The sequence below is a fragment of the Pseudobacteroides cellulosolvens ATCC 35603 = DSM 2933 genome (assembly GCF_001262605.1).
Taxonomy (GTDB): Bacteria; Bacillota; Clostridia; order Acetivibrionales; family DSM-2933; genus Pseudobacteroides; species Pseudobacteroides cellulosolvens.
The window spans coordinates 5,454,518-5,469,244 of the sequence record NZ_LGTC01000001.1 but is presented as its reverse complement, the minus strand read 5'-3'; the positions used below and the strand labels follow the sequence as shown (position 1 = coordinate 5,469,244).

The following is a 14,727-nucleotide window of genomic DNA, read 5'->3' as shown; positions in this document are numbered from 1 at the left end:
GTTAACTTACATGGCTTTGTCAATACTTAGCAATAGATTAACAGATTGATATATATATGCATCTACAAAGGAGGTAAAGCACCTTTATTCATATTTTTAATCATCAAGTTTCCCATATTATTTGATAGGTTATTTACAGTTTCAAGACCCCAAGAATCCTTTGATGCTTCGCCCACTATAGTGCCGCCGCTGTGACAAAAAATGGGGCCATCGCTAATAACCTGTATGTTAAGCTGTAACATGAAAGTTTGAAGGTTTTGAAGAGTTGTTTCCTGGCCTCCGTTTCTGGAGTTTGCACAGGCTATTGCACCACCCAGTTTCCCTGACATGGGCATAGTATCTCCATAATTGGCTCTAATAGAGACACAGCGATCCATCATAATCTTTAGCTGCCCGCTGACCATCCCGAAATAAACAGGTGAGCCAAGGATAATTCCATCACACCAAAAAAAAGCATCTATTATATCCTGCATATCGTCCTTTTGCCAGCACCTTTTATCGTCTGCACATTTGAAACAGCCTATACAGGGAGCTATGAACTTATGAGACAAGGATATATATTTAATCTCGAATCCACTATCCTTTAGTTTTGTTAAAGCATATTGGACAGCATAGGCGGTATTTCCATTTTTGTTTGGACTTCCAGAAATACCTAAAACTTTATTGATAACAACATCCCCTTTAAATATTTATTGTCTATAATTAATTATAAATCAAACTCCTTAAAACGTAAATATGATGGATATACATTAAAATTTAACATAAAGCACTGGACAACTTCTGCCGATAGAAAAACTAGTACGGATGCTTAAAAATACAAAAGGATTTGATACAAGGAGACATGTCATGTTAAACGCAGAAATTAATGAAATAGGCCAGTTTATCCCTTTGCATTATCACTATCAGATGCTGTCTGATGCATCCCGAATGACTGCATTTAAAAGTGCTATTGAGCACATAGTCAAACCTGAACATAAGGTGGCTGAGTTAGGCAGCGGTACTGGTGTTTTATCCTCCTTCGCTGCCAGGAAAGGTGCATCGGTGTGGTCTGTGGAATTTAATCCCGCTTTGGTTTCAGCCAGTAGGAGATTTATTAGTGAGAACGGATTATCCCATAAAGTGCATATATTTCAGGGAGATGCAGCTAAATGGCTGCCCCCGGAGCCTGTAGACCTTGTTATTTGTGAAATGCTTCACAGTGCTTTGCTCCGTGAGAAACAGCTTCATGTTGTAAGTGCATTCAGAGATGCTCATATTGCACGCTTTGGATCAGCACCCCGTATTCTTCCTAATGCTACTCTTCTTGGAGTACAGCCTGTATTCCAGAACTATGATTTTAACGGTTATTTTGCCCAAGTGCCATTATTCCAGTCGCCTTATTATACTGTTGAGGACTGCAGTCCCTGTGGCGATCCTGTAGTATATAAAATTGTTGACTACGATAACGATTATGTAGAAACTATTAATGCAGATTTATCTTTTACATTTAATGAAGAGACAAACGTAAATGCATTGCGTTTTATAACTAAAAATCTATTATCCATGGATATGTATACAGGTAAGACAATTGATTGGCACTCACAGTATCTGATAATACCTTTTGGTATAGCATTTGAACTAAAAGCAGGAGAAGTGATGCGAGTGAAGTTTAGTTACGATCCCGGGGAGCCCATTGAAGCCTTGGGTAATTCCATACAAGTTGAGATAGTTGGAAAAAATAAGGTTAAGCACAAGCTATCATTAATAGCATAAATTATAATTTTTCTCACGACAACAATCGGGGTTGTAAAATTGCAAGCAATTTTGTTATTAACACTCTTTCTCATTATGAATAAATTATAATGAGAGGAGTGTTTTTATGTATAGGATAGAAATTAATACAAAGAAAAGAATACTATCTTTATTCAATGACAATAATTTAATTAAGCATTACCCTGTTGCGGTTGGAAAGCCCTCTACGCCGACTCCGCACGGGAACTGGACTATAACTAAAAAAGGATTATGGGGTGCACAGTTTGGCGGTCACTTCATGCAGCTTAGTGTTCCATGGGGGATTTATGGAATTCATGGAACCGATAAGCCGTGGTCCATTTCACAAGCAGTCAGTCATGGATGTGTACGAATGTATAGTAATGATGCGGCTGAGCTTTATAATCTGGTTCCAATTGGAACACCTGTATATATATATTAAATTCTACATTTAGTTTATTTACGCAATAAATCTAAAGCCTCATGAATGTTTCTTCTGGCTTATGAATACAACTTGTCACATAAGGATGCACTTATCAAGCGGTATCCATAGATGAAAAGTGTTATATATTTTAAAATTCAAGAGCATACTAAGAAATGACTAAATACTACTAGGTAGAGGTGCTTTTAATGGATGGAAACGTAGAACTTTTAAATTATGTTCACCAGAATGCCGAAATGGGCCAGGATACTATACGGCAATTGCTTGGAATTGTGAAGGATGAGGACTTTAAAAATATGCTAAAGTCACAATTTGATGAGTACAGACTGATAAATGATATAACCAATGAGAAGCTGGATGGGCTTGGTAAAGATCCTAAGGATATAGGTGCTGTTACAAAAGCAAGAACTCATATCGCAATAAATTTAAAGACATTAACAGACAAATCTCCTTCGCATATATCAGAAATGATGATTCAAGGAAGTACAATGGGAATCGTAGATATCACAAAAAAGATGAAGGAGTACTCAAATGCAGATAAGGAAATAATTGATCTGGCTAATAGGCTGCTGACATTTGAGCAAAGAAATGTTGATGAATGTAAAAAATATCTTCAATAAATATTTTTAAAAGATATCTCAAAAAACCTTCAATAAGCATTCATGAGGATAAAGGCATCTGCAAACAACGGTGCCTTTATTTTTTCATTTCAATATGATGTAACAATAAATGCATTAAATTATGGTATTAGTGTAAAATTTTTGGTATAATCTGTATGACCAAAATGTACCTGGTTACATAATAACTATTGAATAACATAAATAAAAAATTATGCTGGGAGGTGCGAAATGAAGAAAATAATTATCATCGGGGCTGGAATTGCAGGTATGACAGCAGGTATCTACGGACAGATAAATGGTTTTGAGACGGAAATTTACGAGATGCATTCCATTCCAGGCGGTGAATGCACAGGATGGGACAGGGGAGAGTATCATTTTGACGGATGCATCCACTGGCTCATGGGTACCAAGCCTGAAACAAATTTAAATAAAATGTGGCGAGAAGTAGGTGCATTGGATGATTTCATTGAAATAGTAAACTATGATTGTTATTGTAGCTTTGAGGAAAGTGGTGAGACTTTAAATTTATATAAGAATGCAGACCGCCTGGAAAAATATTTACTGGAGATTTCACCAGGCGACAGCAAAGCCATCTCTGAAACATGCAAAGCCATTAGAGTTCTGAGAAAGCTTGATATATCTCCTAATAAGCCCGGTGATATGAATTCAATTCTAGATAACATTAAAAAGATAATGAAAATACTTCCGCTTGTACCGATACTCAAAAAATACACTTCGATTACAGTAAAAGAATTTGCAGAACAGTTTAAACACCCCTTGATTCGGCATACATTTAAGGATATGTTGCCGCCTTATATCCAGGCTATTTCAATGCTTGTAATGCTTTCAACGATGAATTCGGGAGATTCCGGCTGGCCTATGGGAGGATCTAAGAGAATGGCTCTGCGTATGGAAAAGAAATACCATTCTCTTGGTGGCAAAATTTATTATAAATCAAAGGTAGACAAAATTAAGGTTGATAATGGAAAAGCCACAGGAGTTATACTTGATGATGGAAGTGGAAGGTCAGCAGATTATGTCATATCTGCTGCCGACGGGTATGCTACCTTGCAGAACATGCTTGATGGAAAATATATGGATGAAAGGCTTAAAAAGCTGTATTCCGTGTGTGAAGAATATCCAATTCATACATCTATACAGGTATCCATAGGAGCTAATTGTGATTTATCAAAATATCCTGAATTTTTATTCTTCAGGCCATCAAATAAAGTAAATACAGGTGGCGGTATTGGGAATGAAATATTAAGGGTAAAGCATTTTTGCTTTGATAGGTCTATTGCTCCAAAAGGTAAATCGGTTATCACTTTATTAATGAATGCTGACTTCGATTGGTGGCAGCAAACATATCGCAGCAAAGAGACTTACAACTTCGAGAAAAAACGTATAGCTAAGGAGGTCTGCACAGCTATTGAAGAACGATATCCTGAAACCCAAGGGAAAATAGAGCAGGTTGATGTTGCAACTCCGCTGACATATGTACGCTATTGTAATGCCTGGCGAGGTTCATGGATGTCTTGGATGATAACACCTAAGCACAGTATAAAGTATATGCCTGGAAATTTAAAAGGATTGGACAATTTCTTCATGACAGGACAGTGGACTATGGCTCCGGGAGGACTCCCGACTGCACTAATGACTGGCAGGTGGACTATACAGAGAATTTGCAGCCAGCTGCAATATAAGTTCAAAACGTCAAAATAGTGTAACATAATTACTACTTTTTTATTTGATATGGTATAATTCCTATGTGAATGAATATGGTTCTTTAATATTAGGAAGAATGCAGAAAGTAAATTCAAATAATAAAAATCTCCTGAGGTGGCAAAAATGATATGTCAAAAGAAATATACTATTAATATAAGCGATGTTGATTTTACAAAATCATTAAAAATGAGTGCTCTGTTCAATTATTTTCAGGATGTTGCAAGTATAGGTGCGGAAAGTCTTGGCATCGGAATTGATACATTGATAGATAAATATGGTATTACATGGGTTATAACTCGTTTTAGAGTAGAGATTGTCAGGAATCCTGTACTGAACGAGGAAATTACCATAGAGACATGGCATCGTGGGCATAAAAGATTGGAGTTTGAAAGAGATTTCCGTGTACTTGATTCTGATGGAAATGTAATTGCGGCAGCTGTTTCAACATGGATTATTCTTGATATTAAAACAAGAGAAATTAGAAAGGCCGACTCTATAACATATGATCCTTCTACAATTAGAGAGGAACGGGCCATTGACTGTAAATTTGGAAGGTTAAAAGCAATAGGAGAATTGGAAATCGTATATAAAAAGCGGATAGGTTATAGCGATATAGACTTGAACGGTCATATAAACAATTCCAAATATGTGGATTATGCCATGGACTGCTTTGATGTGGAAAGCCACAGCAAATATGGTGTTAAATCAATCGAAATCAACTACATAAGTGAGGCTTTGCCTGAAGATATGCTGGTGCTAAATAAGGATGTATCATCAAATACAAGCCTGTCATATATTGAGGGCATTAATGAAAAAAGCGGGAAATTAGTTTTTAAGTCACAAATAGAGTTTGAGATGAAATAGAAGACTATGATACGCATAATTTATCATATGAATAGGTTATGCTTAAAGGAATAAAGGATATTAATGTTTTCAGGCAGTGGTGTATAGATTTTACAATGATCTAAACTCATCCTTTAAGCGTAACTATACATTCTTGTTATTTCAAATCACTTTCTCCACAATTATCTTTCCATCAACCAGGCCTACTTTGGCAAGTAATCTATCAGTATTATTCATATCATAGACTTCAAAATATATATCCGATATTTTTTTAAGCATAATGTCATCATCAAAATTAACATAGTCCAGAGTTGTTTCTTTTTTATCATCAAGGTCGAGTATTCCTATGTGGGACCTATGAATGCCTGATCCGAAGGAGTATACATAAATTAGGTCCTTTTTTCCGGCAGCATCAAAATCACATGTCTCAATATCAGTTACTCCAAATCCCGCAAAACCCACTCCTATATGTATAAATTCATCATCACATAAAACATATGATTCACAGTCATGAGGATCAGTCAATTTAAAAACGCGGCATCCTGTTTCTTCAAATATGCCTTCGGGGGTTATTTCGTTTTTTTGGGCTGTCTGATTAGCATAATCGAAACTTGTCATATTAAATCTTCTTGCAATCAGCATTACTTCCTTCAAGTTTATAACTCCATCACTGTCAAGGTCATTATCTGAAATATAAAGCGGATCACCGACGGTTGAATTAAAGGACTTAGATATCTCCAAAACATCTGCCATATTGATACTGCTGTCTTGATTAAAATCTCCAACCCATAGCCGTACAGGGTAATCCGAGCTTGATACCATAACATCTTCATATGCATATACAGTGACATTCCTTTTTATAAGGCCTTTTTTTGATGCTTTCAGAGTATACACACCATATGGCACTTTGTTAAATTCAAAGTAACCTCTTTGATCAGTAACAGTAGAAAGCCCTGTAGACCCCAAATCAACTTTAATTCCTCCCTTTAGAGAATTAACATCAGTGCTTACAAATCCAAACACTTTATAGTCTGAATCAGTGTGAATAAATGGTGTTGCAAAATTAGTTGATAAGATAACGACTGCAGTTATCACTGAGACTGCCAGTTTTTTAATTGTACACTTATATCTCATATAATGATACCCCCCGTTTCTACCATTAACTTAGATAGTTTATCTATTATCCATTTTACTACATTTTTCAGTGATATCATAGCACTTGTATAGTGTGTCTTGTAAATAATCCCGAAAAAATCTAAATGAAGTAAAACAGCACATATAATAAAAGTATTGAACAAGGAAGTAAAATGAAATATAATTTTTGTAATCAACTTAATCAGCAATATAAAAAAGGAGGAAGTTTTTATGTCAGAAAAGCGTAAAGTTCTTTCAAGTATTTTGCTGTTTTTACTTTTGTTTTTATTGTTTTGTACCCAGGTGGTAATTGCAAAGAAGTCACCTGATACTGCAACTCCTGTACCTTCTACAACACCTCTATCTTCACAGGTTCCTTTAACACCAGTTTCCTTATCAACAGAATTATCCAATGCTGTAATAACAAGCAATACTATATGGGATTCATCGGGCAATCCATATATAATTAAAGATAAGCTAATAATAGATAAGGATGTATCTCTAACTATTAACAGCGGGGTTATTATAAAAATGTATCCTGGTGCTGTTATACAAGTTGATGGAAGTGTAAGTGCCCGGGGAACAGAGCTGGAAAATGTTGTTTTTACATCTATTGACGACCCTGATCTTGGTGGAGGCGGTATAACCGGTTCCGGCTGTTACTGGAATATGATAGATATTTCAGCAACCGGAAATTTTACTGCCAGTTATACAAAATTAATGTATGGAAAAAAGATTTTTAACGTGCAGGGCACATTGGATATTTATTTTACTCAGATTAGCCATGGGAGCCTCAATGGAATCAATGTGGAAGCCACAGGTTTTGTCAGTGGTTCAGATTCGGTAATAAAATACTGCTCCAACGCTATATACAGTAGTGGACAGGTTGCTTTGGCAAATAGCAGCATAACTGATTGTGAAGCCGATTCAGGATTATCTTCTGGTGTAAGGCCTTTTGGGATAGAAAAACAGGATTTGATTATAGGAAGATCATACATTCTCAAATATGGTGCAGGCGGTCAGTATTGTGGAAATTTTGATGCATTGGCACTTGGAGGTACAGGTGCAAGTAGCTTTGAGGATAAGATAATAAATGGATATTCCGATTCACTGAAAATAGGTGACTTTGTAACAACAGAACCAGGAAACATGAGGAATCCAACTATAAGAGGAGTAAATACGCTCATAGAAAAATGTACCGATAACTGCACATTTGAGAATCATAAATCCGATTGTCCAAGGATAATAACCATAATTATGGCAGAATCCCTTAAGGTCAATGGAAGAAAAGATGTAAAAATTGCAGGCTTACCCCAATTCTTTCTGGAAAATGTGGAATACAAACAAGGACATACAGAAATTACCGCAAAATATATTGGATCACCCAGAATTTCTGCTCCTGGAATAATAGTGGCAAGTTCCGGCACATTTTATGGAACATCCGTAAATTTTGAGCGTTGTTCGAAAGGTATTGAAGTGTACGGGACAGTTTCACTGACAAACTGTAAACTTGCGAATTGCGGATATGGGTTGTATTTTGATACTATCCAGCCATCATTTCTTTATTACAACTCTTTTGTAAACAACACAATCTATGGAGCATACAATAATAAGCCTTCGGAAATAGTACATGACTTGAGTAGCAGCTATTGGGGTTCTGCTGATGGTCCATCCGTATATGATGAGACAAGTCAAGCTTGGATTGGCAGCGGAGACAAGGTCGGTAAAGGCATAAACTTCAGTGATTGGCTTAGTAGTGATCCTAATATTTAACATTTCCAAGTAAGATTACAATTAAAGAGGCTGCTGCAAAATGTATTTAATAACTACATCATATGTAAAAATTGCACAATATGATGTGATTAAATACTGCTTTGCAACAGCCTTCTGACAAACGTCTTATTAGCCCGGATTTTTATGATACATCATGTAGCTAATAAATTACATGACGTCGGGTGAGAAGTACACCCTTTGCTGGTAGTTTTGTGCACCAATTGATCCATCATTACCGAAATAGTCAATGTAATCTATCTTGTTGTCGTTGAAATTGACTTCTGAATAGAACAATTTAGGTGAAACTTTTTTTATCGTACCTTTTGCTGAAAATTTCACTTTAATGGTAATCTTTTTAACAGGCTCCAGTGCAATGGATGTAACACCATTTTCATCGATACTTATTTTTTGAGCCATAAGCTTATATGTGCCTAGGCCATCACTATTTTGGCTGACTTTATGAAGTACCAGTCCGTTGATATTTGCACTGACCTGATATCTTCCTTTATCAGGGCCTGAATCTATTTTGGTAATTGTAAAATAATCATAAGGTGCAGCAACTGAGACTACTGTGACTCCTACAGGGAAGATTTCATTAAATGAAGCCATTGAAAACTGCAGGTCGTCTGCATATTCAAAGTATTGCACATCATTATATATACTTGTAGCAGCTGAATTTGTAACGGTTAATATAGTTTCAGGTGATGCATTGATATAGTAATGCTTAGGAGTTGATGCTATACTTGATCCGCTTGCAACAGATATGTCCTCTAATTGTGGAACTGCACCTGACATGCTGACAAAGTATATTTTCTGATAATTACTCCTCATCATTCCGCCAATATATGATGCATAACCTCCAGCAGTTCCCAATAAAGGTGCAGGCGGCGGCAGGTCAACTGCTACATACTGTGCGTCACCGTCGATAATAAACGGGTTATTGGTAAAAGGATCATCTATTGTTCTTACATTTGCTGCACCGTCTGCAAAGACTACAACAAATTTTGATGCATTAATATCAGGTGAATTGTCAAGCACGTAATAAGCTCTTCTCATTCCATCGCCTATATTTCTCATAGGAGTACTTGTTCCTTCAATGAATTCACTCTTAGGCTGCAGTTTGTCGATGTATGCCTTTAAAAAAGCAACATTAGCCGGGCGTGATAAAGAGAACAATGCATTATTATATGAGTCCATAGCAACAACAGCAGTTTTTGCGTAGCTTATAATACCAATTCTGGTATCGGTACCAGCGAATCTATCGATGAAAGCTTTAGCTGCATCTTTTTCTTCTAGGAGGCTGGAGTCGAAGTATTCTTTAAGTCCATCAACTAAATTAGCATGGCCTTGGTCTATTATAGTGATTCCATATGTACAAGAAGTTATAGATTTTGCAATGATTTTTCCGTTAATTTTAAAGTTTGAACCGCTTAGATATACATTGCCGTTAGGTGCATATATAATTCCGTTCATACTTCCGTTCTCACATTGTATCTCAACGTCACCACCTGAGTAAATACACATGGATGAACCTGCATCTTGAGATACATCCTTACCTTGAATGGTAATCTTCTCCTTGGCTGCAACTAACCCATTTCCTTTATACGTGTCAACTGAGATTAACAAGGTTTTTTCTGCATAAACCGGAGAATTAAAGTTCAATGTTTGACCAGTTGGTGCCATGGTGGGAGATGGGTAATACACACCACGTGCCTGAGCATCCTGCTTTAGTGAATCCAGAGGAAGGGAAGCCATACCTGTTATTACAGGAATATTACCAGGGACTTTATGAGATGCTCCGCTTATCAATGTACAACCATCGGTAGAAACAGAACTTCCTGAAAGGGTTCCGCCTATAAATTTAGAACTGCCATACGTTGCAAATAACGATGATACAGCTTCAATATCACCCTCAAAAGTTGATGAGTCCCATGAAGTTTCAATATTTATTTTACTGTTGGAATGAATGCGGCCTTTTACGTTTATACCTGAAGATTCAAAATATAGTTGTTTTCTTTTATCTAATGAAGTATCAGTTTCTCCAGCAAAAAGTGTATATTTAAAGATATCTTCATTTAATGATTCAGTGCCGTTGGTCGCTCCCATACTTGCAGAGGTATCCAGTGCCAATATAATTTCCTTATTTTTCTTCTGTGCCTGGATTTGAACATTACTTGCTAATGAGTAGTCCAGACTTTGAGTATCAAAAGGTTTCAAAGTGGGAAGTGCAGTTGCAGGTGCTATACGTGAAACATTCAATAAATTAATATCATCAGGAACTACAGGTGCTAAGTTGGCTACTACGCTATCCGGCGGTTCAGGGGAAGGAAGTACGATATCCCCACTTGTACCGGTTGGTGCAGGAGTAGCTGTAGCAGTAGGAGTAGCTGTAGCAGTAGCTGATGCAATTGCTATAGTGCTGGTAGGTTTTGGAGTCTGGCTGCTGTTTGATACACTTGGAGTATTTGTTTGTATAGGAGTAGGAGTTATGGTTTCTTTAGGTATAGGTATAGGAGCATTGGCTGGCTTCACATTACTATTATTAAATATCTTAAACTCATTTATGCTCGCCCATGAGCCACCTTCCAATCCAGTTACTGTAATTCGAACATAACGTACACCATTTGCCAGAAAATTATCTGTTTGTATATCATCTGACTCAGTATTATTGAATCTGTCAACCTTCATAACCCATTGAATAGTGTTTGATGATACATCTATTTTGTACTTGTTTACTGTGCCAGCATTCTTTTTCCAGTTAACTTCCGTACCTGCTATATTATAAAATCCACCAAGGTCTATCTGGAGATAATGGCCTCCATCATCATTTGCAGCACACCATCTTGTAGAAGTGTTTCCGTCAACTGCATAGTTTGCAAAGAAATTATTTGGAGCCGGGTTAGGGTTATCATTATAGCCTAAATTCGGACTAAAAGGATTAATAGGATTGTTCATATATGTCGGGTAGTAACTGTATCCAGTATTATAATTATAATACTGTGAATCTGATATTGCCATTTTATTCAAGGCAATATTTTGCATGGTTGGTGTCGGCAAAGCGATCTTAGTTGGTGTCGGGATGCTCGTAGGAGTACTTGTAGGTGTATTTGCAGGTGCATTTGTTGGAGTATTTACTCGAGTTGCTGTTGGAGTATAAGTAGGAGCGGCTGTGCTGCCTGGATAAAACATAAACCAGTCAATATTTACTGAACCTGAAAATACAAGATAAAGATCATAAGTGCCTGAAGAAATGGTAGTGTTGCAGGTTTTTTCTACATATGTATTCCAGCCTCCAGTTGGAGATATAGACAAGGTACCTACAATTGTACCGCTTGTACTATTTAATTTTATATCAATATTAGTTGTAGTGGTATTCCCATTTGCAACAAAAGCTTTGAATGATACTGCATTGCTTCCGAAGTTAACATTTCTAAATACAAGGTAGTTGCCGCTGTTTATATAACCAACACCGCTTCCGCCATTAATAGTGCTAATTTTTTGAATGCTTGTGACATTGGAACTGCTATAGTTCTCAGCCTCTAACCTTGAAAAGGCATTATTTTGGGATGCCTGTACAGTTGCTGTTGGAGTTGGGGTTGGAATTGGGGTCGATGTTGCTGTTACTGTGGGAGTACTAGTTGGAGCCAATGTTTTGGTCGGAGTAGGGGTTGGTGCTTTAGTTGGAGTTGAGAAATTGCTTGGTGCTGTTGTTGGAGTATTATTTGATATGTAAGTGGGTGTAGATGTAGAAGTTGCGGTCGGAGTAGGAGTTGATGTTCTGGTCGGAGTAGGAGTTTTGGTTGCTGTTGGAGTTGGAGCAACTGTCGTTGAAAATGTAAACCAGTCAACATCCATACCTCCTGTAAATACCAGATAGACAGTGCGTATTCCTGAGATATTTGATAAATTACAAGAACTATCCTGATAAATATTCCAGTTACCTGTAGGACCGATTGCCACAGTACCTATTGTGGTACCATATTGACTGTCTAATTTTATATCAATATAGCTGATTGATTGGTAGTTAAATGCAGCATGTACCTTGAATGATGCTACTCCACCATTTCCAAAGTCTATATTTTGATATACCATATAATTGCCGCCATAAATATATCCCATACTATATTGATTATTGCCTAGATCTATTTTTTTCATAGTAGTAGAGCCTAAAATGTTATAGCTTTCTGCTTCTATTCTTGAAAAAGCACTTCTTACTGGTACCTGTGAAGCTGGTATTGGGGTTGGAGTAGCTGTTGGAGTATTTGTATAGGAAGGCACAGCAGTAGAAACTATATTTGATGAACCTCCCGGAATTGAACCCCAAACCAGAGTGCTTCCAATATGGGCTGTTACTTTTGTCCAGTCAACATAGTTTGTTGCATAGTTATTAAAAGAGTAATCATTGTTTTGATTATAACCAGTATTGTCTGTTTTGTTAAACCTTGTTTGGATAACTATTGAGCTTCCTGCTTCAAAGCTGTTTGAAGAGTTAAAACCTATTTCAAAATAATAGTCGGCATCTGACTGGGGATTAGGCATTTTTACAAATTTTCCGATAATATTGCTTATTGATAATGTTGACCAATCACAGTAAAATACCTGTGGAGCCTCACCGTCTATAGTATAGTAATATCTTAATTTGATATCAGAAAAGTTTATTGCATTTGTACCGGTATTGGTTATCTTGAACTGAGGATATGCTACTATTGAAGCACCACCTTTATTGTTGTTGAAAAATTGTACCTGCAGCGAATTAGTTGCCGCATATACATTGCCGTTAAATAGTGGAATCAAATTGAAGGGGACCGCGAATTGTACAAAGAAGAAAATTAGGCATAGGAGCCATGTAAACAGTTTACTTCTTTTTAGCATAATTAATTCCTCCTAAGAACTTAATATTTATAGACATTACCACTTAATTGCAACACAAAAAATAATAAAATAAAACAAAACAATAAGACAAAAAAATAAAATAAATTTGATATTGAATAGGGCTAATGTGTAATTGTATAATCAAACTGAATATTAATATAAAAAGCTATGATTGGTGATTATGCATTAAAACTAAAATGAAAACGAAGAAAAGTAAACTCCTAAATTAATCGAAAAACAATCTCTTTGATATTATTGAAGTGAAATATTCCCAAAAAATAAAAAATAATAGATAATACATTCCTAAAATAATTATATCATTTTATTATGTCTATGTAAATAGAATTCATTTTTGCGTACTTTTTAGTTTATTGTGAATTAGTTTAAGCTCAGGTATAATGAATATAAATGAGCACTTTAATGAACTTTTCAGGGAGGATTTTTTTTATGGGATATAATGACAACGATAATGAGGCTTACAAAAGCTACAATACCTTCAAACCTGAGGAAACGGATAATATGTATGATATACTGGATAAACCAGTAAAGAATACATCCGCTAAGAAAAGTGCTGCCTTAGCAGGTGTAGGAGGATTGATCTTTATTTTATTGAAGTTCAAATGGGTTTTACTGTTTTTGCTAGGCAAACTTAAATTTTTACTCGTTTTTTTAAAGCTTGGAAAGCTTGCTGCTACATTTGGATCAATGCTCTTAATGATAGTGGTAGAGGTTCAAAGATATGGGGTTTTAGTTGGGGTTGGGATTGTAATGCTTATACTCGTTCATGAAATGGGCCATTACCTGACAGCAAAAAAGTCTGGATTAAACGTATCAGCACCGGTGTTTATTCCATTTGTAGGTGCGTTTATTTCAATGAAAGAAATGCCTAAGAACGTTGAAGTTGAGGTAAAGGTTGCTTTTGGCGGACCGCTCTTGGGAAGTTTGGGTGCGTTCTTATGTCTGGGAGTTTATGCACTGACAGGAAGCAAATCAATGTTGTTTTTAGCCTATGTTGGTCTTATTCTCAACCTATTCAATCTCATACCGATTACCCCATTGGATGGAGGCAGAATTATTTCAGGCTTATCACCAAAAATATGGTTTGTAGGTATGGCACTAATGGGATTGGCTGCGATTTTTACAAGAAGTCCAATGATGATATTTATACTTATTTTGGGGGTAATTCAGATAATATCATATTGGAAAAACCCAGATAAGTCATACTTCAATATAGATGCCAGTAAGAGGAAGCTTATAGGTGGTTTATATTTTGGGCTTGTGATCTTTTTAGGAGCAAGTATCTTTGAAATATATCAAATTTATGATTTTAAAAGATAAGGCATGACTAAAATCCAAATTGACAACAGTTAAAAAATTTGATAACATATCTAAAAAAATATTAAATATTAGATAATAAAAATGTAAAATTAACTTTACAAAAATATTATTAAATGCGTTGATAGGGAATAAACGCTGCGTTATGATGCTATAGAGAGCTGTTGAATGCTGGAAAACAGTGCACAGAGCAGAATGTGAACTCACCCTTGAGCAGTTAGCCTAAAGCTGCAT

The 14,727-nt window shown here is 36.2% G+C and carries 10 protein-coding genes and 1 other annotated feature (1 of these 11 running past the window's edge); of the genes, 7 read left to right on the top strand and 3 right to left on the bottom strand.

Annotation, left to right across the window (positions count from 1 at the left end; genetic code table 11):
- Positions 1-62: 62 nt before the first annotated feature.
- Positions 63-650 (bottom strand): flavodoxin family protein, encoded by a 588-nt coding sequence (locus Bccel_RS22640; protein WP_242853039.1) that lies wholly within the window; start codon positions 648-650, stop codon positions 63-65.
- A 196-nt stretch (positions 651-846) separates the two neighbouring features.
- On the opposite strand from Bccel_RS22640, the gene Bccel_RS22635 reads away from it, so the two are divergent.
- The 5 genes from Bccel_RS22635 to Bccel_RS22615 all read left to right on the top strand — a co-directional run bounded on the left by Bccel_RS22635 (position 847) and on the right by Bccel_RS22615 (position 5,400).
- Entirely contained in the window at positions 847-1,752 is a 906-nt protein-coding gene (locus Bccel_RS22635; protein WP_036935592.1) for a methyltransferase domain-containing protein, read from the top strand.
- A gap of 106 nt (positions 1,753-1,858) precedes the next feature.
- Entirely contained in the window at positions 1,859-2,191 is a 333-nt protein-coding gene (locus Bccel_RS22630) for a L,D-transpeptidase (RefSeq protein ID WP_050753747.1), read from the top strand.
- Positions 2,192-2,379: 188 nt separating this feature from the next.
- Positions 2,380-2,811, top strand: a complete 432-nt coding sequence (locus Bccel_RS22625; RefSeq protein ID WP_036935596.1) for a hypothetical protein — start codon at positions 2,380-2,382, stop codon at positions 2,809-2,811.
- 228 nt (positions 2,812-3,039) lie between these two features.
- Positions 3,040-4,533 carry a phytoene desaturase family protein gene (locus Bccel_RS22620; protein ID WP_036935598.1) on the top strand — a complete coding sequence of 498 codons (1,494 nt, stop codon included), beginning with the start codon at positions 3,040-3,042 and terminating at the stop codon, positions 4,531-4,533.
- A gap of 126 nt (positions 4,534-4,659) precedes the next feature.
- On the top strand, positions 4,660-5,400 hold the full coding sequence (locus Bccel_RS22615) for an acyl-[acyl-carrier-protein] thioesterase (RefSeq protein ID WP_036935601.1): 741 nt from the start codon (positions 4,660-4,662) through the stop codon (positions 5,398-5,400).
- 141 nt (positions 5,401-5,541) lie between these two features.
- Here the strand turns inward: Bccel_RS22615 and Bccel_RS22610 are convergent, their stop codons facing one another.
- Positions 5,542-6,513: a dockerin type I domain-containing protein gene (locus Bccel_RS22610; RefSeq protein ID WP_036935603.1), complete on the bottom strand. Its 972-nt coding sequence runs from the start codon at positions 6,511-6,513 to the stop codon at positions 5,542-5,544.
- A 231-nt stretch (positions 6,514-6,744) separates the two neighbouring features.
- Here Bccel_RS22610 and Bccel_RS22605 point away from each other — a divergent pair, with 231 nt between their 5' ends.
- Positions 6,745-8,286: a right-handed parallel beta-helix repeat-containing protein gene (locus Bccel_RS22605; protein WP_050753746.1), complete on the top strand. Its 1,542-nt coding sequence runs from the start codon at positions 6,745-6,747 to the stop codon at positions 8,284-8,286.
- Positions 8,287-8,454: 168 nt separating this feature from the next.
- Here the strand turns inward: Bccel_RS22605 and Bccel_RS22600 are convergent, their stop codons facing one another.
- Positions 8,455-13,158 (bottom strand): carbohydrate-binding protein, encoded by a 4,704-nt coding sequence (locus Bccel_RS22600; RefSeq protein WP_036935605.1) that lies wholly within the window; start codon positions 13,156-13,158, stop codon positions 8,455-8,457.
- Positions 13,159-13,605: 447 nt separating this feature from the next.
- Between Bccel_RS22600 and Bccel_RS22595 the strand changes: the two genes are divergently transcribed.
- Positions 13,606-14,496: a site-2 protease family protein gene (locus Bccel_RS22595; protein WP_036935607.1), complete on the top strand. Its 891-nt coding sequence runs from the start codon at positions 13,606-13,608 to the stop codon at positions 14,494-14,496.
- A 109-nt stretch (positions 14,497-14,605) separates the two neighbouring features.
- Positions 14,606-14,727 (top strand) — a binding site (T-box leader) (it continues 143 nt past the right edge of the window).